This window comes from Bacillus cereus group sp. BfR-BA-01380, assembly GCF_022663535.1.
Classification (GTDB): domain Bacteria; phylum Bacillota; class Bacilli; order Bacillales; family Bacillaceae_G; genus Bacillus_A; species Bacillus_A cereus_BB.
This window is the reverse complement of sequence record NZ_JAKUFS010000006.1, coordinates 159856-182722: the sequence shown is the minus strand read 5'-3', so window position 1 is coordinate 182722 and position 22867 is coordinate 159856. Positions and strand designations below refer to the sequence as shown.

The following is a 22867-nucleotide window of genomic DNA, read 5'->3' as shown; positions in this document are numbered from 1 at the left end:
AGATGGCTCTGTTAAGAAAAAATACTTTACAAAGGCCCACTCTTTTTGCTAATATTATTATCTGTGTGAAATATATTCGGAGGTGCTTTATAAATGGCAGTTAAAATTCGTTTAAAACGTATGGGAGCTAAAAAATCTCCTTTCTATCGTGTAGTTGTTGCAGATTCTCGTTCTCCTCGTGACGGACGTTTCATCGAGGAAATCGGAACTTACAATCCAGTTGCTGTGCCAGCTGAAGTTAAAATCAACGAAGAAGCAGCATTAAAATGGTTAGGAAACGGTGCGAAACCATCTGATACAGTTCGTAACCTTTTCTCTAAACAAGGCATCATGGAGAAATTCCATTTAGCTAAACAAGGTAAGTAATTGAAACAATGGCTATGTCAGGGTTAATCGAAATAATTGTTAAACCCCTTGTGGATCATCCTGAAGATGTAAAGGTTACAAAGGAACTGTACAACGGAGAGATGAAGTATCGATTAACCGTACATCCTGAGGATGTGGGTAAAGTCATTGGGAAACAAGGGCGAGTTGCAAGAGCAATTCGAACGATTTTATATGCAGCGGGACATCATCAAAATGAAAAAGTCACGCTGGAAATTCAATAAGTACAAAAAGGGCGAGGATCTGTTCCTCACCCTTTTTTAACATTTTAAGATAAATCGCATCTTCAGCAAAGAGAATGGAGATGCTAACGACATATAACGAACAGGGGTGACGTGCTGTTTATGACGAAATGGTTTAATGTAGGGAAAATTGTAAATACTCACGGTGTTAGAGGAGAAGTGCGTGTAATTTCACGTACAGATTTTCCAGAAGAGCGTTATAAAGTAGGAAACACATTATACATATGGCAAGAGAAAGCTACTGAGCCATTAGCTGTAAAGATTACTTCTCATCGTCAGCATAAGTCTTTTGATTTACTGACATTCGAAGGCTATAACAATGTAAATGAAGTAGAACAACTGAAAGGTTCTTTAGTAAAAGTCCCAGAAGATCAGCTTGGAGAATTGGCTGAAGGAGAGTATTATTATCACGAAATTATTGGTTGTACTGTTGTAACAGAAGACGGAGAGACAATTGGTACAATTAAAGAAGTTCTTTCTCCTGGCGCAAACGATGTTTGGGTCATCAAACAGCCAAAAGGCCAAGATGTTTTAATCCCATATATTGAGGAAGTTGTCTTACAAGTAAACATCAATGAAAAGCTTGTGACCATTCACGTGATGGAAGGATTACTGTAATGAAAATTGATATTTTAACATTGTTTCCGGAAATGTTTACAGGTGTCTTTGGTTCTTCTATATTAAAAAAAGCACAAGAAAAAGAAGCAGTGCAGCTAAGAGTTGTTAATTTTCGAGATTATTCAACTAATAAACATAATAGTGTGGATGATTACCCGTATGGCGGGGGAGCTGGAATGGTATTAACACCACAGCCTATTTTTGATGCTGTAGAAGAGTTAACGAAGGAAACAGAGCGTAAACCACGTGTTGTGTTAATGTGCCCGCAAGGAGAGCGTTTTACACAAAAGAAAGCTGAAGAATTAGCTGAAGAAGAACATATAATTTTCATTTGTGGCCATTATGAAGGGTATGATGAGCGTGTTCGTGAGCATCTTGTAACCGATGAAATTTCAATAGGTGATTATGTATTAACAGGCGGAGAGTTGGCATCTATGGTTATTACAGATAGCGTTGTCCGCTTATTACCTGATGTTTTAGGGAATCAACAATCACAAATAGAAGATTCATTTAGTACAGGCTTACTAGAGCATCCGCATTATACAAGACCGGCGGATTTTCGTGGAATGAAAGTACCGGATATACTTCTGTCTGGAAATCATAAATATATTGAAGAATGGCGTCATAAAGAATCACTGCGCCGAACCTTTATGCGTCGCCCTGATTTATTAGAGGAACGTAGTTTATCTAAACAAGAGGGAAAATGGTTAGCAGAATTTAAAGAAGAGAAGTAAAAAAATGCTATTGCAACAAACTGAGCAATATGCTATTATAACACTTGTGCTACTTATAGAGAGTAGCCGTTAACAACGGTGTTCCGCTGCAATTTATGAAATGACTTTGCATGAGCATCTGTTTGGAAGGAGAGAATTGAATATGCAACAATTAATCGCAGAAATTACAAAAAATCAATTAAAAACTGATTTACCTTCATTCCGTCCTGGTGACACTTTACGCGTACACGTAAAAGTAGTAGAGGGTACTCGTGAGAGAATTCAGATTTTTGAAGGTGTTGTAATTAAACGTCGTGGTGGCGGAATTAGCGAAACATTCACAGTTCGTAAGATTTCTTACGGTGTAGGTGTTGAACGTACATTCCCAGTTCACACGCCAAGAATCGCGAAAATCGAAGTACTTCGCCGTGGTAAAGTACGTCGTGCTAAGTTATACTACTTACGCAACCTTCGCGGTAAAAAAGCACGTATTAAAGAAATTCGATAAGACATGTATGGGAGCTTGTATTTGCAAGCTCCCTTTTTCCAATCTAGCTGTGTTTTTACTTACATACATTAAACAGCTTACATAACCGTGGAGGGGAATCGCATGACGAAACAAAAAAGTACGCTTTGGGAATGGACAAAAGCTATTTTGATTGCTGTTGTCTTAGCTTGGATTATTAGACAGTTTTTCTTTGCACCGATTCTTGTAGATGGTGTATCTATGTCACCGACTCTTCATGATCGTGATCGTATGATTGTCAATAAAATAGGTTATCACATCGGAGAACCAAAACGTTTTGATATCATTGTGTTTCAAGCGACAGAAGATAAAGATTACATTAAACGTATTATTGGTCTGCCGGGTGATCAGATAGAATATCGAAACGACACACTCTATATTAACGGAAAACCGTATGAGGAGCCGTATTTAGATAAGCAGAAAAAGCAGCTTGCTGATGGTCCATTAACGTATGATTTTAAGCTTGAAGAAATTACAGGGAAGACAACAGTTCCAAAAGGAGAGTTATTTGTATTAGGAGATAATCGACGTTTTAGTAAGGATAGTCGTACAATTGGAACGATTTCAATAGACCAAGTAATTGGGAAAGCTAATATATTGTATTGGCCGTTAAAAGATGCACGTATTGTAAAATGAATGTAGAAAAGAAGGTGGAAGTATGGTAATTCAATGGTTTCCTGGTCATATGGCTAAAGCAAGGCGCCAAGTAACAGAGAAATTAAAATTAATCGATGTGGTAATTGAACTTGTTGATGCAAGGTTGCCATTATCATCACGAAATCCAATGATTGATGAAATTATTACGCACAAGCCAAGACTTGTTGTTTTAAATAAAGCGGATATGGCGGATGATCGTGTAACAAAAGAATGGATTGCTTATTTTGGAGAAAAAGGCCATAAAGCAATCTCTATTAATGCACAAGCTGGACAAGGTATGAAAGAAATTACAGCGGCTTGTAAAGAACTTGTGAAAGAAAAATTTGATAAAATGATTGCAAAAGGCATTAAACCAAGAGCAATTCGTGCTTTAATTGTTGGTATTCCGAACGTTGGAAAATCAACATTAATTAATAAATTAGCGAAGAAAAATATTGCTAAAACGGGTGATCGTCCAGGTGTAACAACAGCACAACAATGGATTAAAGTAGGAAAAGAAATGGAACTATTAGATACACCTGGTATTTTATGGCCAAAATTTGAGGATGAAATGGTTGGGCTTCGTCTTGCAACGACTGGAGCGATTAAAGATGCCATATTAAATTTGCAAGATGTGGCTGTGTATGCACTTCGCTTTATGGAGAAACAGTATCCAGAACGTTTGAAAGAGCGTTATAAGTTAAATGAAATTCCAGAAGATATTGTAGAGTTATTTGATGCGATTGGAAAAAATAGAGGCTGTTTAATGGGCGGAGGACTTGTTGATTATGATAAAACATCAGAACTTGTTCTTCGTGAACTTCGCGCTGGTAAACTTGGGAAAATGACATTTGAGACACCAGAAGAGATAATGGAAGAAGCATAGAGCGAAACTTCTATTTCGCTCATGTAACTCGATGAATTTTACGGGCAGTTATTTTAGCCTAGCGTCTTTCATTTTTCTGAATGCAAAGATAAGGCTACTATCGTTAAATGGGAGAGAAAAGGCACGCTATTGCGCGCCTTTTCTTACTTGCAGGAGGAACTATGTATGTCTAAAAAACAAACAATTCAAGAAATCGAAGCTTTATTGCAAGAAATTGAACGAGAAGACGACGAGCGTTTTAGTATGTTATTAACAGACGAACGAAAAGGTGTGCAGAGACTTATTTTAAAATGGAAAAAACAGCAAGGTGATAAAGAAAAAGAAAGACAAAAATTCACTGAGATGTCAACATATGAGAGTGCACTTCGTCAAAAGGGGATTGTATCTATCGTTGGTATTGATGAAGTTGGAAGAGGACCGTTAGCAGGGCCTGTTGTTGCGGCTGCTGTTGTGCTCCCAGAAGATTTCTATATGCCTGGTTTGAATGACTCGAAAAAATTGAGTGAGGCCAAGCGTGAGCGGTTTTATGATGGAATTAAAGAGGAGGCGCTAGCGATTGGGGTTGGGATTATTCCGCCTCATGTAATTGATGAGATAAACATTTACGAAGCAACGAAACGAGCGATGTTAGAGGCTATAAGTAATTTATCATGTAAACCAGAGCATTTACTAATTGATGCAATGGAACTTAAGGCTTCTATCCCGCAAACATCTATTATTAAGGGAGATGCGAAAAGTATTTCGATTTCAGCTGCATCTGTGATTGCGAAAGTAACGAGAGATCGCATGATGAAGGAACTTGGAAAACGGTATCCGCAGTATGGATTTGAACAACATATGGGTTATGGAACAAAACAACATTTACAAGCGATTGAAACTTATGGTGTGTTAGATGAGCACCGGAAAACGTTTGCTCCAATTAAAGATATGGTTGAAAAATAAGTATAACTACTCAGTTACTCTATGAAAAGAAGAGCGGAAAAGCATTTTTTTAAATGGTCTGGGAGGGACTGGCTATGTATAGGAGCGGTTAGGGCCTTTTCCTGCCACGAGCGAAGTTTTAAGACAAAGAAAGGTAGCAAGGTGCATTGCCATTTTTATCGTCATGACAGCAGTCTATATGCTGAAAAATGAAAAAAACGTTCTATAGGTAATAAAGGGCGTATTTTCGTTGGAATCATAACCCTTACCAAACTTCTAAATGAAATGTATAGCTGAGTAGTTACGAATAAGTTGTGAATTCACAGCTTATTTTTTTATTTTTGTATATTAACATTATTATTTTTAAAAAAAGAATAAAGCGATTTCAGTTTTCTGACACTTTATTGTAGACAGCGTGGCAATCATTTTATACAATGTCAATGTAGTGTTTAAAAACATTAAAAAACTTTTCGAGTAAAACAGGAAAATAGGGGAGGATGGGACCATGAATATCCACGAATATCAGGGTAAAGAAGTCCTTAAAAACTATGGGGTAAGTGTTCCGAACGGGAAGGTTGCCTTTACAGTAGAAGAAGCTGTAGAAGCAGCGAAAGAATTAGGAACGAGTGTATGTGTAGTAAAAGCACAAATTCATGCTGGCGGACGCGGCAAAGCTGGCGGTGTAAAAGTAGCAAAGAATTTAGATGAAGTTCGTACATATGCAGAGGAAATTCTAGGGAAAACACTTGTAACCCATCAAACGGGTCCTGAAGGTAAAGAAGTAAAGCGCTTACTTATCGAAGAAGGATGCGACATTAAAAAAGAGTATTATGTTGGTCTTGTGTTAGATCGTGCGACTTCTCAAGTTGTGTTAATGGCGTCTGAGGAAGGCGGAACAGAAATCGAGGAAGTAGCAGAGAGAACACCAGAAAAGATCTTTAAAGAATATATTGATCCTGCGGTAGGCCTGCAAGGCTTCCAGGCGCGTCGTATTGCGTTTAATATCAATATTCCAAATGAGCTTGTTGGACAAGCTGTAAAGTTTATGATGGGCTTATACCGTGCGTTTATTGAAAAAGACTGTTCTATTGCAGAAATTAACCCGCTTGTTACAACAGGTGACGGAAAAGTTATGGCGTTAGATGCAAAACTAAACTTTGATTCTAATGCTTTATATCGCCATAAAGATATTTTAGAGCTTCGTGATCTTGATGAAGAAGATCCAAAAGAAGTTGAAGCTTCTAAGTATGACCTAAACTATATTTCATTAGACGGAAATATTGGTTGTATGGTAAATGGTGCAGGACTTGCAATGGCAACGATGGATATTATTAAACATTATAGCGGTGACCCAGCTAACTTCTTAGATGTAGGTGGCGGTGCTACAGCTGAAAAAGTTACAGAAGCTTTCAAAATTATTCTTTCTGACAAAAATGTAAAAGGTATTTTCGTTAACATTTTTGGCGGTATTATGAAATGTGATGTAATTGCAGAAGGTGTTATTGAAGCGACAAAACAAGTAGGACTGGAATTACCACTTGTTGTTCGTTTAGAAGGTACAAATGTAGAGCTAGGAAAGAAAATTTTAAATGAATCCGGCTTAAATATTGTTGCAGCAGAATCTATGGCAGACGGTGCACAAAAAATTGTTTCACTAGTAGGCTAATAGAAAGCGGGGGGAGAAAAAATGAGCGTATTAGTTAATAAAAATACAAAAGTTATTGTACAAGGTATTACAGGTTCTCAAGGATTATTCCATACAAAACAAATGATTGAGTATGGCACAAAAATTGTCGGTGGTGTAACGCCTGGTAAAGGTGGCACTGAAATTGAAGGTGTACCAGTATTTAATACAGTAGAAGATGCTGCAAAATCAACAGGTGCGAACGCTTCTGTTGTATACGTTCCACCTGCTTTTGCTGCGGATGCAATTATGGAAGCTGTTGATGCAGAACTTGATTTAGTAGTATGTATCACAGAAGGTATCCCAGTACTCGATATGGTAAAAGTTAAGAAGTATATGCAAGGCAAAAAGACACGTCTTCTTGGACCAAACTGCCCAGGTGTTATTACGCCAGATGAGTGTAAGATTGGTATTATGCCAGGATATATTCATAAAAAAGGTCATGTTGGCATTGTATCTCGTTCAGGTACGTTAACATATGAAGCTGTACATCAATTAACACAAGAAGGAATCGGCCAATCAACTGCAGTTGGTATCGGTGGTGACCCTGTAAATGGCACAAACTTCATCGATGCATTAAAAGCATTCAATGAAGATGAAGAGACACATGCTGTTATTATGATTGGTGAAATTGGTGGAACGGCAGAAGAAGAAGCTGCTGAATGGGTACAAGCGAACATGACGAAACCTGTTGTCGGCTTTATCGGTGGGCAAACAGCACCTCCAGGGAAACGCATGGGCCATGCTGGTGCGATTATTTCTGGTGGTAAAGGTACAGCTGCTGAAAAGATTAAAACAATGGAAGCATGCGGTATTAAAGTTGCTGAAACACCAGCTGTTATGGGTGAAACTTTAATTTCTGTTTTAAAAGAAAAAGGCTTATTTGAAACTTGTAAAAATTATTAATCTTTTAGAAAGACACCTTCTGTAATAGAGGGTGTCTTTTATCCCTTTTAAAGTTAACATAATAATAATTATGGGTAAGGAGAATGACTATGAAACGTGAAAGATTATTGCATCTTCACTACTGCTTGGCAGATCAGTGGAAAGTACTGAGGCGCTTATTAGCTATTGATCCGCAGTTAGCGGATATTTACTCCTTTCAAGCTACCCAAATTGAAAAACATCTTGGACTGCCTATGCAAAAAGCCTCTGCACTTGCTTCTTATCTCCAAAAAACATCCCCTTTTTTCTGCGTTCAACAATTACAAGATGAACACGTTTTTTATATGACGATATGGGATGATGATTATCCGAGTTTATTGCGCCAAATTCCTGATCCCCCGTTTATTTTATATGGAAAGGGAAAGAAAGAAATATTACAATCGACAAAAAAATTAGCTGTTGTTGGAACGAGAAATCCGTCTTTATATGGAAAAGGAAGCATACAATCTATTTTACAACCGCTTATGAGCGATGAATGGCTAATCGTGAGTGGTCTTGCAAATGGAATTGATACAATTGCTCATGAAATTGCAGTAGAACATCACTTTGCGACAATTGCAGTATTAGGACACGGTTTACAATATATGTATCCAAAGAAGAATCAAGATTTTTATGAAAAATGGAAAGCACAAATCTTGCTTGTAACGGAGTACCCCCCGCATTATGCACCGCAAAAATGGTATTTTCCGAGGCGAAACCGTATTGTAAGCGGGCTTTGTCAAGGGGTTCTTGTAGTAGAGGCGAAAGTGCGGAGTGGTTCTCTTATAACAGTAGATTACGCATTAGAGCAAAATAGAGAAGTATTTGCCATGCCAGGTCCTAATTATATTGAGAGTGCGGTTGGAACGAATCAGCTCATTCAACAAGGAGCAAAATTAGTTCAATGTGCCGAAGATGTGATGGAAGAACTTTCAAATTATAATATGAATCCATTTTGATTTTTCGACATATGGATTATTCCTTTGTTTGTACTTCGCGTGTGGCAGAAAAAGGCCCTGACCGCTACTATGCATGGCCAGATGCTCTCGCGCGGCTAAAAAGAAAGAGGGTTTTCTTTCGTTTTCTCAACTTATATTTCTAAATTTATCTATATATCCTTGTCACGTAAAATAAAACATAACCCGCTCCTGCTTTCTACCTTGTGTTTTAAACCTCGCGTGTGGCAGAGAAAGGCCCTGACCGCTACTATGCATGGCCAGATGCTCTCGCCCACCTAAAAAGAAAGTGTTTTAAGTCGTTTTTAAATTTAGATGTATATAGTATATTTCATGTTTTTTATTAAACAATTATTGACAAATAGTAGATAGTCACTGTATGTTATATTCATTGTTGATTGACAAAAACGAGAGAAATCAATAATATTAGTCAATAATCCATCCAAAAAGGTTTCAGGAACTTTGAGGAAGGAACTTTTGTGTGAATAAAGACGAAGACTTGAATCCACCTCTTAAGGAGGCACTAGCATGTCAGATTACCTTGTAATCGTGGAGTCGCCTTCTAAGGCGAAAACTATTGAAAAATATTTAGGGAAAAAATACAAAGTAGTCGCGTCTATGGGCCATGTTCGCGATTTACCTAAAAGCCAAATGGGGATAGAAGTGAAAAATAATTTCACCCCGAAGTATATTACCATTCGTGGTAAAGGGCCTGTTTTAAAAGATTTGAAAACAGCGGCAAAAAAAGCAAAAAAAGTGTATCTTGCAGCCGATCCAGATCGCGAAGGAGAAGCGATTGCTTGGCATTTAGCAAATACGCTGAATGTAGATGTAGAGTCGGATTGCCGAGTTGTATTCAATGAAATTACAAAAGATGCGATTAAAGAATCCTTTAAACATCCTCGTGCAATTAATATGGATTTAGTGGATGCACAGCAAGCGAGACGTGTACTTGATAGACTTGTTGGTTATAATATTAGTCCTTTATTATGGAAGAAAGTAAAAAAAGGATTAAGTGCAGGTCGTGTGCAGTCTGTTGCAGTTCGCTTAATTATAGATCGCGAAAAAGAAATTCAAGCGTTTATCCCAGAAGAATTTTGGACAATTAAAACCGAATTTGTAAAAGGGAAAGAGACGTTTGAAGCATCCTTTTATGGAATAAACGGGGAAAAAGTAGAATTAACAAATGAACAACAAGTAAATGAAGTCATTGAAAAAATGCAAGAAAATGCTTTTTCGGTTGAAAGTGTAACGAAAAAAGAGCGAAAACGTAATCCGGCATCACCATTTACGACATCTTCTCTGCAACAAGAAGCTGCGAGAAAGTTAAATATGCGAGCAAAGAAAACGATGATGCTTGCGCAGCAACTTTATGAAGGTATTGATGTTGGAAAGCAAGGAACAGTTGGTTTAATTACATATATGAGAACGGATTCGACGAGAATTTCAGAAACGGCACAGCAAGAAGCACGTTCTTATATTGAAGAAGCATTTGGTGCAGACTACATCGGAGCACAAAAAAAGAAAGAAACGAAAAAAGCAAACGCACAAGATGCGCACGAAGCAATTCGCCCGTCATCTGTTTTGCGTAAGCCAGACGAACTAAAAAGTTATTTGAGCCGTGACCAATATCGTTTATATAAACTGATTTGGGAGCGATTTGTTGCAAGTCAAATGTCATCTGCTATAATGGATACCGTTACAGCTACACTGATAAACAATTCTGTTCAATTTCGTGCGCATGGATCTGTTGTGAAATTTTCGGGATTTATGAAGGTATACGTGGAATCGAAAGATGACGGGACAGAAGAGAAGGATAAAATGTTACCGCATCTAGAAATAGGAGAAACGGTCTTTTCAAAAGATGTCGAACCGAAACAACACTTTACACAGCCGCCGCCGCGTTATACAGAGGCACGGTTAGTAAAAACGCTAGAGGAACTTGGAATTGGTAGACCGTCTACATATGTACCGACGCTAGAAACAATTCAAAAACGCGGGTACGTAGGGTTAGACAATAAGCGATTTGTTCCGACTGAACTTGGCGAAATTGTAATCGAACTTATTTTAGAGTTTTTCCCTGAAATTATTAACATTGAGTTTACAGCTAATATGGAGCAAAATCTTGATGAAGTGGAAGAGGGAAAAGCAAATTGGGTACAAATTGTCGATGATTTCTACAAAGAGTTTGAACCGCGTTTAGAGAAAGCTGAGAAAGAAATGCGCGAAGTAGAAATTAAAGATGAACCTGCTGGGGAAGACTGTGAACTGTGTGGTAATCCAATGGTCTTCAAAATGGGGAAATTCGGAAAGTTCATGGCTTGTTCTAATTTTCCGGATTGCCGAAATACGAAACCGATTGTAAAAGAAATCGGTGTTACATGTCCAAAATGTAATGAAGGACAAATTATCGAACGACGAAGCAACAAAAAGAAACGTCTTTTTTACGGCTGCGGTACATATCCGGAGTGTGACTTCGTTTCTTGGGATAAACCAATTGGTCGGAAATGTCCAAAGTGTGAAGGTATGCTTGTTGAGAAGAAGTTGAAAAAAGGCGTTCAGGTACAGTGTATTTCTTGTGATTATGAAGAAGAACAACAAATGTGAGCCTACCAGCTCACATTTTTTTCGGGAAATGAAAAAAGAAAGGTGAGACATATGACAACACAAGTAGTAAACGTAATTGGCGCAGGTCTTGCGGGAAGTGAAGCAGCTTATCAAATCGCAAAGCGCGGGGTTCAAGTAAGGTTATATGAAATGCGACCAGTAAAACAAACACCAGCTCATCATACGGATAAATTTGCTGAGCTTGTATGCAGTAACTCACTTCGTGCAAATACATTAACAAACGCGGTTGGTGTAATTAAAGAAGAGATGCGCCGTATGGATTCTGTTATTATTCGTGCAGCAGACGAATGTTCTGTGCCAGCAGGCGGTGCGTTAGCTGTTGACCGTCATGAATTTGCAACTAAGGTAACGGAATATGTGAAAAATCATCCGAACGTGACGGTAGTGAATGAAGAAATTACAGAAATTCCAGAAGGACCTACTGTGATTGCAACAGGGCCTCTTACTTCATCAGGTCTAGCAGCGCAACTGAAAGAGCTAACAGGTGAGGATTATTTTTATTTCTATGATGCAGCAGCGCCGATTGTGGAAAAAGATAGCATTGATATGGAGAAAGTATACTTAAAATCCCGTTATGATAAAGGGGAAGCGGCATATTTAAACTGTCCAATGACAGAGGAAGAATTTAACCGTTTTTATGATGCGTTAATTGCTGCAGAAACAGTGCCATTAAAAGAATTCGAGAAGGAAGTTTTCTTTGAAGGGTGTATGCCGGTAGAAGTCATGGCAAGTCGCGGGAGACAAACATTAGTATTTGGACCGATGAAACCTGTTGGGTTAGAAGACCCGAAAACAGGGAAAACACCGTATGCTGTTGTTCAATTACGTCAAGATGATGCAGCAGGAACATTATACAATATTGTTGGTTTCCAAACACACTTAAAGTGGGGACCACAAAAAGAAGTGTTGCAATTGATTCCTGGACTAGAAAATGCAGAAATCGTACGTTACGGTGTGATGCATCGTAATACATTTATTAATTCACCGAAATTACTTCGTCCAACGTACCAATATAAAAATCGTAATGATTTATTCTTTGCAGGACAGATGACTGGAGTAGAGGGATATGTAGAATCAGCAGCTTCGGGCTTATTAGCAGGCATAAATGCAGCTCGTCTTGTGAAAGGTGAAGAACCGGTTGTGTTACCAGCAGTAACAGCAATGGGGAGTATGGCGAATTACATTACAACGACGAATGCGAAAAACTTCCAACCGATGAATGCGAATTTCGGGCTATTTGCACCGTTAGAAAAGAAAATTAAAAAGAAGCAAGAGCGTAATGAAGCATATGCAAATCGCGCATTAGAAACAATTCAAAATTTTGTAAATATTTAGTCAAGTTTCTTGCAAAGGCTACTAAGTTGTGATACGATTTAGTAGCCTTTATTGAGGTGAAGAGTATGAATGAAAATGTGAATAAAATGTTACAATTATTCGTCGGATATTTACAAATTGAAAGAAATTATTCAAAATATACAATTGCAAGTTATCAAAATGATTTAGAACATTTTGTACAATTTATGAGGCAAGAAGGTATTTTGACTTTTGAGGATGTTACGTACGTTGATGTTCGTTTATATTTAACAACTTTGCATAATAAAAAGTTAGCAAGGAAGTCTGTAGCGCGAAAAATCTCGAGTTTACGAAGTTTGTACCGCTTCTTGATGCGTGAAGGATATCGGGAAGATAATCCATTTGCACTTGCATCACTCCCAAAAAAAGAATGGTCAATTCCAAAATTTTTGTATGATGAAGAGTTAGAAAAGTTATTTGAAGTTTCGGATACTTCTAAACCACTAGGGCAACGAGATCAAGCTTTATTGGAGCTTATGTATGCGACGGGGATTCGTGTAAGCGAATTCGTAACTCTTCAGCTTACGGATATTGATTTTTCAACAGGTACGATTTTGGTAACGGGAAAAGGAAAGAAACAACGCTATGTTCTCTTTGGAAGTTATGCACAAGATGCTTTACTAACTTACATAGAAAATGGGAGAAAACAATTAGAGAAAAAATCGCTAGAACACTCGCAAGCGGTATTTTTAAATGCGAAAGGCAAACCGTTAACTGATCGAGGTGTTCGATATATTTTAAATGAACTAATAAAAAAAACATCTCTTACAATGCATATAAGTCCGCATATGTTAAGACATACATTTGCAACTCATATGTTAAATGAAGGGGCGGATTTAAGGGCTATACAAGAATTATTAGGACATGAGAATTTATCGGCGACACAAATTTATACGCACGTCTCAAAAGAAAGATTACGCTCCGTTTACATGATGCACCATCCTCGCGCATAAATTGTTTTTAAAAGCGATAAAGTGAAACTTCTATTCATGGAGGGAGTTTTTTCTCCCTTACTAATAGTTAGTTGAACCAATCGGGCTCTAACGGGAAGTTAATCTCTTGTTTTTCGATTTGTCAGAATTTTGAGGTTGGAGTCTAATTGCTTGTTAGCTTTAGGATAAAAATAAATAAAGGAGTTTTTTCTATGGGAAACTTCCATGCTACAACGATATTTGGGATTCACCATAATGGAGAATGTGCAATGGCTGGTGACGGGCAAGTTACGCTTGGAAATGCTGTTGTTATGAAGCATACAGCTCGTAAAGTTCGAAAGTTATTTCATGGTAAAGTGTTAGCTGGTTTTGCAGGATCTGTGGCAGATGCCTTTACACTATTTGAGATGTTCGAAGGAAAGCTTGAAGAATACAATGGTAATTTACAGCGAGCTGCGGTAGAAATGGCGAAGCAGTGGCGGGGAGATAAGATGCTTCGCCAATTAGAGGCAATGTTAATTGTTATGGATAAAAATACGCTGTTGCTTGTTTCGGGAACGGGTGAAGTAATTGAACCAGACGATGGCATTTTAGCAATTGGTTCTGGTGGGCATTATGCACTTGCAGCAGGACGCGCTTTAAAACAACATGCAGGTTCCCATTTTACAGCGAGAGAAATTGCAAAGGCGAGCTTAGAAATTGCTAGCAATATTTGTGTATATACAAACGAAAATATTATTGTGGAAGAACTGTAGAACTGTAGAACTGTAAGGGAGGCATTTTATATGCATTTACATTTTACTCCGCGACAAATTGTAGAAAAGTTAGATCAATATATTATTGGTCAAAAAGATGCGAAAAAAGCAGTTGCAGTGGCGCTTAGAAATCGTTATCGCCGCAGTAAATTGGCAGAAGGACTTCGCGATGAAATTGCACCAAAAAACATTTTAATGATTGGACCGACTGGCGTTGGGAAAACAGAAGTAGCAAGGCGAATTGCAAAGCTTGTGGGCGCTCCTTTCATTAAAGTAGAGGCAACAAAATTTACAGAAGTAGGCTATGTTGGTCGAGATGTTGAATCTATGGTTCGTGATCTTGTGGAAACTTCTGTTCGAATTGTAAAAGAAGAAAAAATGATTCATGTTACAGACAAAGCGGAAGAACAAGCCAATCAACGAATTGTTGAAATTTTAGTACCGCATAAACAAAAAGAATCAGGATTTAAAAATCCGTTAGAAATGTTATTTGGTGGATATCAAAATCAAAACACAACTCCAACATCGGAACAGCAAGATGAGAGAGATGTTGAACAAAAACGAAAAGAGGTAGAAAAGCAGCTTGCTGCTGGTTTACTCGAAGATGAACTGATTACAATTGAAGTGACAGAACAGCAATCCTCTATGTTCGATATGCTCCAAGGTACAGGAATGGAACAGATGGGCATGAATTTTCAAGATGCGCTTGGAAGTTTTATGCCGAAAAAAACAAAAAAACGTAAACTTTCTGTAAAAGAGGCAAGAAAAGTCTTGACAAATGAAGAGGCACAGCGCTTAATTGATATGGATGAAGTTACACAAGAAGCAGTTTATCGTGCTGAACAGCTTGGGATTATTTTTATTGATGAGATTGACAAAATTGCTGGTAAACAATCGAATAGCGTTGATGTATCACGTGAAGGTGTGCAACGAGACATCTTACCGATTGTGGAAGGATCGACTGTTGTGACAAAATATGGACCGATCAGAACGGATTATGTTTTATTCGTTGCAGCGGGCGCTTTTCATATGTCAAAGCCGTCAGATTTAATTCCAGAACTGCAAGGAAGATTCCCAATTCGCGTAGAGTTGACAAAATTGTCAGCGGACGATTTTGTGAAAATTCTTGTAGAGCCAGATAATGCTTTAGTAAAACAATATATAGCATTATTGGAAACTGAAGGTATAGAAATTGAATTTTCTGACGAAGCTATTCGTAAGATTGCCGAGATTGCTTATCAAGTCAATCAAGATACAGATAATATTGGAGCAAGAAGGCTTCATACCGTTATGGAAAAACTTCTTGAAGATTTATCGTTTGAAGCATCTGAAATTACGTTAGAAAAGGTAACGATAACACCTCAGTATGTAGAGGAAAAATTAGCGACGATTGCTAAAAATAAAGATGTGAGCCAGTTTATTTTGTAATAGTATCATCAGGTGACTCGCCCTAGTTTTCAAATGATTAAAAGTATGTGAATAATGTGTAGGAGGAAATTTAGAAATGGAATTATTAGCAAAAACAAGAAAGTTAAATGCGTTATTACAGAGCGCAGCAGGAAAACCAGTAAACTTTAGAGAAATGGCTGACACAATGTGTGAAGTAATTGAGGCAAACGTGTTTGTTGTAAGTCGTCGCGGAAAATTATTAGGATATGCAATCCACCAACAAATCGAAAACGAGCGCATGAAACAAATGCTTGCTGAGCGTCAGTTCCCAGAAGAATATACAAAGAACTTATTCAATGTAACTGAAACATCTCCAAACTTAGAAGTAAGCAGTGAGTATACAGCGTTCCCTGTAGAAAACAGAGAGTTATTTGGTCAAGGTTTAACAACAATTGTACCAATTGTTGGTGGTGGTGAGCGTCTAGGTACATTAGTATTGGCGCGTCTTGGTCAAGAATTTTTAGATGATGATTTAATTCTTGCTGAATATAGTGCTACTGTAGTAGGTATGGAAATTCTACGTGAAAAAGCGGAAGAAATTGAAGAAGAAGCACGTAGTAAAGCGGTTGTACAAATGGCGATTAGCTCATTATCATACAGTGAACTAGAAGCAATTGAACATATTTTCGAAGAGTTAAATGGAACAGAAGGTTTACTTGTTGCAAGTAAAATTGCTGATCGTGTAGGTATTACACGTTCTGTAATTGTAAACGCACTTCGTAAATTAGAAAGTGCTGGTGTAATTGAATCTCGTTCTTTAGGTATGAAAGGAACATACATCAAAGTATTAAATGACAAGTTTTTACATGAACTTGCAAAATTAAAAACAAACTAATTTTCATAAATGAAGAACTCTTCTGCATCATGCAGAAGAGTTCTTTTTTGTTGTTATAAGAGTTTGCTATTGGAAGTGTCACTCTATCATTAAAACAGCTTAAAAATAATGAGAAATGGTAATACTGTATATAAGTTAAAAAACGACATACCCCCCCCTTTTCTTTTAGGGGAGGACGAGAGCATCTGGCCGTGCGTAGAAGCGGTCAGGGCCATTTCCTGCCACATGCGAGATTTAAAACAAAGGGAGCAAGCAAGTACAGGTCATGTTGTATTCTGCATAGCCGCTGGAGCTAGACAAAGATGTCGGAAAATTAAAATGGATTTATAGATAAAGAGTGCGTACATCATTTAGTAATAAAAATTGAGAAACGAAAAAGAAAGTTTCTCAATGCATGTATTTTCGACTTGATTGTGATATTTTGTTGTGATATAGTTGTCAGTGGTGTCAGTACAAAGTACACACGTTCATTGATTTAAGTGTTGGTGCTACGCTTGTAGTTTCGCTTAAAGATGAAGTGAACGGAGGATATCAAAAACCATTTAGGAGGAACTAAATTATGTCAGTAATTTCTATGAAGCAATTGCTTGAAGCTGGTGTTCACTTCGGACATCAAACTCGTCGTTGGAACCCAAAAATGAAACGTTACATTTTCACAGAGCGTAACGGTATCTACATCATCGACTTACAAAAAACTGTGAAAAAAGTTGAAGAAGCATTCAACGTAATGAGAGACATCGCTGCTAACGGCGGTAACGTATTATTCGTAGGTACAAAAAAACAAGCACAAGATGCTATTAAAGAAGAAGCAACTCGCGCTGGTATGTACTTCGTTAACCAACGTTGGTTAGGTGGTACGTTAACAAACTTCCAAACAATTCAAAAGCGTATTAAACGCCTTAAAGACATCGAAAGAATGCAAGAAGATGGCACTTTCGAAGTACTTCCTAAGAAAGAAGTTGTACAACTTAAGAAAGAACTAGAGCGTCTTGAAAAATTCTTAGGCGGCATTAAAGATATGAAAGGTCTTCCAGATGCATTATTCGTAGTAGACCCTCGTAAAGAGCGTATCGCAGTTGCTGAAGCACGCAAATTAAACATTCCAATCATCGGTATCGTTGATACAAACTGTGATCCAGATGAAATCGATCATGTAATCCCAGCAAACGATGATGCAATTCGTGCTGTAAAACTTCTTACATCTAAAATGGCAGACGCGATCCTTGAAGCAAAACAAGGTGAAGAAACTGTTACTGCGTAACAAATTTAGAAAGGTGATAAGGGGGTAGGCCTTTTATCACCTTTTTTAAGGTATATACATATTTTAGGAGGATGAAAAGTATGGCAATTACTGCACAAATGGTAAAAGAACTTCGCGAAAAAACTGGCGCAGGTATGATGGATTGCAAAAAAGCGCTAACAGAAACTAACGGTGACATGGAGAAAGCAATTGACTTCCTACGTGAGAAAGGTATTGCGAAAGCTGCGAAAAAAGCAGACCGCATTGCTGCTGAAGGTTTAACTTACATCGAAGCAAACGGTAACGACGCTTTAATCTTAGAATTAAACTCTGAAACTGATTTCGTTGCGAAAAACGAAGGTTTCCAAGCATTAATTAAAGAATTAGCTGCTCACTTATTAGCTAAAAAACCTGCTAACATTGAAGAAGCTATGGCTCAAACAATTGCAAACGGCAAAACAGTAGAAGAGCACATCAACGAAGCAATCGCTAAAATTGGTGAAAAACTTACACTTCGTCGTTTCGAAATCGTATCAAAAACTGATGCAGATGCATTCGGTGCTTACCTACACATGGGTGGACGCATTGGTGTATTAACAGTTCTTGAAGGTTCTACAGATGAAGCGGCTGCTAAAGATGTAGCAATGCACATTGCAGCAGTTAATCCTAAATACATCGACCGCGATGCTGTAACAGCTGAAGAAGTTGAGCATGAGCGTCAAGTATTAACACAACAAGCTTTAAACGAAGGCAAGCCAGAAAAAATCGTTGCGAAAATGGTTGAAGGTCGTCTTGGCAAATTCTTCGAAGAGATTTGCTTACTTGACCAAGCATTCGTTAAAAACCCTGATATGAAAGTTCGTCAGTTCATTGAGTCTAAAGGCGGAACATTAAAAGGATTCGTTCGCTATGCTGTTGGTGAAGGAATCGAAAAACGCGAAGACAACTTTGCTGAAGAAGTAATGAACCAAGTAAAAGGTAACAACTAATAAAGATTGGGGGACACATTGTGTTCCCTTTTTTAAAATAAAGATGCAAGTACTGGAGGTTCATTATGAGTAAGCCGAAATATAATCGTGTTGTATTAAAGCTAAGTGGGGAAGCTTTAGCTGGAGATAAAGGGTTTGGAATTAACCCGTCTGTTATTAAATCTGTTGCACAGCAAGTAAAAGAAATAGCTGAGCTTGATGTAGAAATTGCAGTCGTTGTTGGTGGCGGTAACATTTGGCGTGGGAAAATCGGGAGCGAGATGGGAATGGACCGTGCAACAGCCGACTACATGGGTATGTTAGCAACAGTAATGAATTCTTTAGCTCTTCAAGATAGCTTGGAAAATTTAGGAGTTCAAACACGTGTGCAAACTTCTATTGAAATGCGCCAAGTAGCAGAGCCTTACATTCGTCGTAAAGCGAATCGTCATTTAGAGAAGAAACGTGTTGTGATTTTTGCAGCAGGTACAGGTAACCCTTACTTCTCTACTGATACAACAGCGGCATTACGCGCAGCTGAGATTGAGGCTGATGTTATTTTAATGGCAAAAAATAATGTAGATGGCGTATATAGTGCAGATCCAACTGTTGATGAAACAGCGACAAAATATGAGACACTTACATATTTAGATGTCTTAAAAGAAGGTTTAGGTGTAATGGATTCTACAGCTTCTTCTTTATGTATGGACAATGATATTCCACTAATTGTATTCTCAATTATGGAAGAAGGAAATATTAAGCGTGCCGTTCTCGGCGAAAATATTGGAACAATTGTAAGGGGGAAATAAAATGGCACAACAAGTAATGAATAATGCAAAAGAAAAAATGGAAAAAGCAGTTGCGGCATATTCTCGTGAACTTTCAACAGTTCGTGCAGGTCGTGCGAGTGCTGCTGTATTAGATAAAGTACAAGTAGATTACTACGGTGCACCAACGCCAGTTGTACAATTAGCAAATATCACAGTGCCAGAAGCACGTTTGCTAGTTATTCAACCGTATGATAAGACATCTATCGGTGATATTGAGAAGGCGATTTTAAAAGCTGATTTAGGATTGAATCCTTCAAATGATGGTACTGTTATTCGTATCGCATTTCCTGCGTTAACAGAGGAACGTCGTCGTGAACTTGTTAAAGTTGTAAAGAAATATTCTGAAGATGCAAAAGTAGCTGTTCGTAACGTTCGCCGCGATGCAAATGATGATTTAAAGAAACTTGAGAAAAACGGCGATATTACAGAAGATGACTTAAGAGGATATACAGAAGATATCCAAAAAGAAACAGATAAGTATATCGTAAAAGTTGACGAAGTTACAAAAAACAAAGAAAAAGAAATTATGGAAGTGTAATCGCGAAACTTTCGCAAATATGACCCTCTTCTTAAGGGGGTCTTTTTACACTTTTAGGCATATGTCTGCTCGTTGGAGGGTTTGAATGATGTTTAGAAAACTTCCTTTTTTTAAAGGCAATAAGATTGCGTCGTTTGATCATCTCGTAGAAGAAGCAAAAAAAGGAGAAATTCCAGCGCATATTGCAATCATTATGGATGGTAATGGAAGATGGGCGAAAAGAAGAGCAATGCCTCGTATTGCAGGTCATCATGAAGGGATGCAAGTCGTAAAGAAAATTACGAAGTTTGCTAGTAAGCTTGGTGTTAAAGTATTGACTCTTTATGCCTTCTCTACAGAGAACTGGAAAAGACCAAAAGTGGAAGTGGATTATTTAATGAAACTTCCTGAAGAGTTTCTAGGTACATTTTTACCGGAGCTTGTTGAAGAAAATGTACAAGTACGTGTGATAGGACAAAAGGATCGGCTTCCGGATTATACGAGAAGAGCGATGGAAAAAGCAGTTGAAGATACAAAAGAAAACACGGGGTTAATTTTAAATTTTGCGTTAAACTATGGAAGTCGTGATGAAATTGTGTCTGCTGTACAAAATATGGTGAAGGATAGTGAGGAAGGGAAACTTCGTTCTGAAGACATAACAGAAGAAACGATTTCTTCGTACTTAATGACAAGAACATTGCCTGATCCTGATTTACTAATCCGAACAAGTGGTGAACTTCGTATAAGTAATTTTATGTTATGGCAAATTGCTTATACAGAATTTTGTTTTACCGATGTATATTGGCCAGATTTTACGGAGGAACATTTATTACAGTCAATTACTGACTTCCAAAATAGAGGTCGCAGATTTGGAGGCGTGTAGAAAGAGAGGGTTTGGTAGTGAAACAGAGAATAATTACTGGAGTGATTGCTGCCGCACTATTCATCCCCATCGTATTTTACGGTGGCGTGCCTTTTACAATTTTAGTGTATGCATTAGCTTCTGTTGGATTATATGAATTAATTCGAATGAATAAACTAACGATTATTTCTGTACCAGCAATTTTGGCAGCATTATTGTTATGGGTTAGTTTAGTTCCAAGTAATGTACCGGACGTATTTGAAACAATAGGTTTATCAAAAGGAGAAATTACATTTGTAATTGTCTTATTACTTTTATCATATACGGTCCTTTCTAAGAATACATTTACTTTTGACAATGCTGCATTTTTATTAATGGCAACAACGTATGTTGCGATGGGTTTCTTTTATTTAAATGAAACGCGTATTGCAGGAATTCAGTACGTATTTTATGCGTTGTTTGTAATTTGGGCAACGGATTCAGGAGCGTATTTCATCGGAAAAGCGATGGGAAAAAGAAAACTATGGCCTGAAATTAGTCCAAATAAAACGATTGAAGGATCTCTTGGCGGTATTGTATGCGGTATTGTAGTAGCTGTTGTGTACAATATATTTTTTCCAGTCGAGGAAAATATCGTTGGGCTAATTGGAGTAACGATTGCAATTTCTGTATTTGGACAAATTGGAGACTTAGTAGAGTCAGCGTTTAAGCGTCATTACGGTGTGAAAGATTCGGGGACAATTTTGCCAGGACATGGCGGTATACTCGATCGCACTGATAGTTGGCTATTTGTATTACCGCTATTACATTTCTTACATTTCATTTAATGAATGGACGAGGAGTAGAAGTAATGAAAACCATTAGTTTATTAGGTGCAAGCGGCTCAATTGGAACGCAAACATTAGATGTATTGCGCACGCACCAAGACCAATTCCGTCTCGTTGCTTTTTCTGTTGGAAGAAATATTGAGTTTGCTCAGCAGATGATTCAAGAATTTTCTCCTGAGATTGTTTCTGTACAAGAAAGAGAAGATGCTTTGAAATTACAGACGGTTTGTGGAAATACGAAAATTGTATATGGGGAGGAAGGACTGCTTGCAGTTGCACTTCATCCAGATGCAGAAATAGTTGTAAACGCCGTTGTGGGGAGTGTCGGATTATTACCGACATTGCGAGCAATTGAAGCAAAAAAAACGATTGCAATTGCAAATAAGGAAACATTAGTAACAGCAGGGCATTTAGTTATGGAAGCTGCAAAGAAACATAACGTACCTTTGCTTCCGGTAGATAGTGAACACTCTGCTATTTTTCAATGTTTGAACGGGGAAAACGAGAAGCGTATTTCTAGATTAATTTTAACGGCATCAGGTGGAAGTTTCCGAGATAAAACGAGGGATGAGCTTAAACATGTAACAGTGGAAGATGCACTTCGTCATCCAAACTGGTCTATGGGTTCGAAAATTACTATTGATTCTGCTACAATGATGAATAAGGGATTAGAGGTTATTGAAGCGCATTGGCTTTTTAATATCCCTTATGAGCAAATCGATGTTGTATTACATAAAGAAAGTATCATTCACTCTATGGTTGAGTTTGAAGATCGCAGTGTAATGGCGCAGCTTGGTACACCAGATATGCGTGTTCCAATTCAATATGCACTTACTTACCCTGATCGCTTCTCACTTCCAAACGCTAAACAGCTGAATTTATGGGAAATTGGGACATTACATTTTCAAACAATGGATATGGAACGTTTCCGCTGTCTTCAATTTGCATATGAAGCTGGGAAAATGGGAGGAAGTATGCCAACTGTGATGAATGCAGCTAATGAATATGCTGTAGAAGCTTTTCTGCAAAAGAAAATCAGTTTCTTAACAGTAGAAGAACTCATTGAAAAAGCAATGCACCATCACAATGTCATTGCGCGTCCAAGCTTAGAAGAAATTCAGGAAATTGATGCTGCCACAAGACGGTTTGTGATGGAACAAATTTAGCGAAGGTGGTTATGA

24 protein-coding genes are annotated in these 22867 nt (G+C 37.9%); all 24 read left to right on the top strand.

Translation table 11 applies throughout. From position 1 onward, the window contains the following. The first annotated feature begins 93 nt into the window (after positions 1–93). The 24 genes from rpsP (at position 94) to dxr (ending at position 22852) form a co-directional block, all read left to right on the top strand. Positions 94–366: a 30S ribosomal protein S16 gene (rpsP, locus tag MR076_RS08195; protein ID WP_242219527.1), complete on the top strand. Its 273-nt coding sequence runs from the start codon at positions 94–96 to the stop codon at positions 364–366. Positions 367–380: 14 nt separating this feature from the next. Further along, a complete protein-coding gene (locus tag MR076_RS08190) occupies positions 381–608 on the top strand; it encodes a KH domain-containing protein (protein ID WP_242219524.1) in 228 nt (75 codons plus the stop codon). 120 nt (positions 609–728) lie between these two features. Beyond that, the gene (rimM, locus tag MR076_RS08185; RefSeq protein ID WP_242219522.1) at positions 729–1244 is read left to right on the top strand and encodes a ribosome maturation factor RimM; all 516 of its coding nucleotides are present in this window, start codon (positions 729–731) and stop codon (positions 1242–1244) included. Further along, complete coding sequence (trmD, locus tag MR076_RS08180; protein WP_242219520.1) at positions 1244–1978, top strand: tRNA (guanosine(37)-N1)-methyltransferase TrmD; 735 nt, start codon at positions 1244–1246, stop codon at positions 1976–1978. Before rimM ends, trmD begins: the two co-directional genes overlap by 1 nt. Positions 1979–2120: 142 nt before the next feature. After that, positions 2121–2465, top strand: coding sequence for a 50S ribosomal protein L19 (gene rplS, locus MR076_RS08175; protein WP_035428999.1), 345 nt, complete (start codon positions 2121–2123; stop codon positions 2463–2465). 102 nt (positions 2466–2567) lie between these two features. After that, on the top strand, positions 2568–3119 hold the full coding sequence (lepB, locus tag MR076_RS08170; RefSeq protein WP_242219518.1) for a signal peptidase I: 552 nt from the start codon (positions 2568–2570) through the stop codon (positions 3117–3119). A 22-nt stretch (positions 3120–3141) separates the two neighbouring features. Next, positions 3142–4005 carry a ribosome biogenesis GTPase YlqF gene (ylqF, locus tag MR076_RS08165; protein ID WP_242219516.1) on the top strand — a complete coding sequence of 288 codons (864 nt, stop codon included), beginning with the start codon at positions 3142–3144 and terminating at the stop codon, positions 4003–4005. Between the two features lie 165 nt (positions 4006–4170). Then, positions 4171–4947 (top strand): ribonuclease HII, encoded by a 777-nt coding sequence (locus MR076_RS08160; protein WP_242219514.1) that lies wholly within the window; start codon positions 4171–4173, stop codon positions 4945–4947. Between the two features lie 484 nt (positions 4948–5431). Then, on the top strand, positions 5432–6592 hold the full coding sequence (sucC, locus tag MR076_RS08155; RefSeq protein ID WP_242219511.1) for an ADP-forming succinate--CoA ligase subunit beta: 1161 nt from the start codon (positions 5432–5434) through the stop codon (positions 6590–6592). A 21-nt stretch (positions 6593–6613) separates the two neighbouring features. Then, positions 6614–7516 carry a succinate--CoA ligase subunit alpha gene (gene sucD, locus MR076_RS08150; RefSeq protein WP_242219509.1) on the top strand — a complete coding sequence of 301 codons (903 nt, stop codon included), beginning with the start codon at positions 6614–6616 and terminating at the stop codon, positions 7514–7516. 89 nt (positions 7517–7605) lie between these two features. Further along, the gene (dprA, locus tag MR076_RS08145) at positions 7606–8493 is read left to right on the top strand and encodes a DNA-processing protein DprA (protein ID WP_242219506.1); all 888 of its coding nucleotides are present in this window, start codon (positions 7606–7608) and stop codon (positions 8491–8493) included. Positions 8494–9018: 525 nt separating this feature from the next. Further along, entirely contained in the window at positions 9019–11097 is a 2079-nt protein-coding gene (gene topA / locus MR076_RS08140; protein WP_242219505.1) for a type I DNA topoisomerase, read from the top strand. Between the two features lie 51 nt (positions 11098–11148). Continuing rightward, positions 11149–12453, top strand: a complete 1305-nt coding sequence (gene trmFO / locus MR076_RS08135; RefSeq protein ID WP_242219503.1) for an FADH(2)-oxidizing methylenetetrahydrofolate--tRNA-(uracil(54)-C(5))-methyltransferase TrmFO — start codon at positions 11149–11151, stop codon at positions 12451–12453. Between the two features lie 65 nt (positions 12454–12518). Next, complete coding sequence (xerC, locus tag MR076_RS08130; protein WP_242219501.1) at positions 12519–13424, top strand: tyrosine recombinase XerC; 906 nt, start codon at positions 12519–12521, stop codon at positions 13422–13424. Positions 13425–13615: 191 nt separating this feature from the next. After that, a complete protein-coding gene (gene hslV / locus MR076_RS08125) occupies positions 13616–14158 on the top strand; it encodes an ATP-dependent protease subunit HslV (protein ID WP_090912750.1) in 543 nt (180 codons plus the stop codon). Between the two features lie 30 nt (positions 14159–14188). Continuing rightward, positions 14189–15586 carry an ATP-dependent protease ATPase subunit HslU gene (gene hslU, locus MR076_RS08120; protein ID WP_242219498.1) on the top strand — a complete coding sequence of 466 codons (1398 nt, stop codon included), beginning with the start codon at positions 14189–14191 and terminating at the stop codon, positions 15584–15586. A 76-nt stretch (positions 15587–15662) separates the two neighbouring features. Continuing rightward, positions 15663–16442: a GTP-sensing pleiotropic transcriptional regulator CodY gene (gene codY, locus MR076_RS08115; protein WP_242219496.1), complete on the top strand. Its 780-nt coding sequence runs from the start codon at positions 15663–15665 to the stop codon at positions 16440–16442. 559 nt (positions 16443–17001) lie between these two features. Continuing rightward, positions 17002–17703 carry a 30S ribosomal protein S2 gene (rpsB, locus tag MR076_RS08110; protein WP_090912758.1) on the top strand — a complete coding sequence of 234 codons (702 nt, stop codon included), beginning with the start codon at positions 17002–17004 and terminating at the stop codon, positions 17701–17703. Positions 17704–17783: 80 nt separating this feature from the next. Next, positions 17784–18671 (top strand): translation elongation factor Ts, encoded by an 888-nt coding sequence (tsf, locus tag MR076_RS08105; RefSeq protein WP_242219494.1) that lies wholly within the window; start codon positions 17784–17786, stop codon positions 18669–18671. Positions 18672–18736: 65 nt separating this feature from the next. Then, a complete protein-coding gene (gene pyrH, locus MR076_RS08100; RefSeq protein ID WP_242219492.1) occupies positions 18737–19459 on the top strand; it encodes a UMP kinase in 723 nt (240 codons plus the stop codon). A 1-nt stretch (position 19460) separates the two neighbouring features. Continuing rightward, on the top strand, positions 19461–20018 hold the full coding sequence (gene frr / locus MR076_RS08095; RefSeq protein ID WP_035428976.1) for a ribosome recycling factor: 558 nt from the start codon (positions 19461–19463) through the stop codon (positions 20016–20018). 85 nt (positions 20019–20103) lie between these two features. Further along, positions 20104–20880, top strand: coding sequence for an isoprenyl transferase (locus MR076_RS08090; RefSeq protein WP_242219490.1), 777 nt, complete (start codon positions 20104–20106; stop codon positions 20878–20880). A gap of 17 nt (positions 20881–20897) precedes the next feature. Then, positions 20898–21686 (top strand): phosphatidate cytidylyltransferase, encoded by a 789-nt coding sequence (locus MR076_RS08085; protein ID WP_242219489.1) that lies wholly within the window; start codon positions 20898–20900, stop codon positions 21684–21686. Between the two features lie 23 nt (positions 21687–21709). Next, positions 21710–22852: a 1-deoxy-D-xylulose-5-phosphate reductoisomerase gene (gene dxr / locus MR076_RS08080; RefSeq protein ID WP_242219487.1), complete on the top strand. Its 1143-nt coding sequence runs from the start codon at positions 21710–21712 to the stop codon at positions 22850–22852. Positions 22853–22867 lie beyond the last annotated feature (15 nt).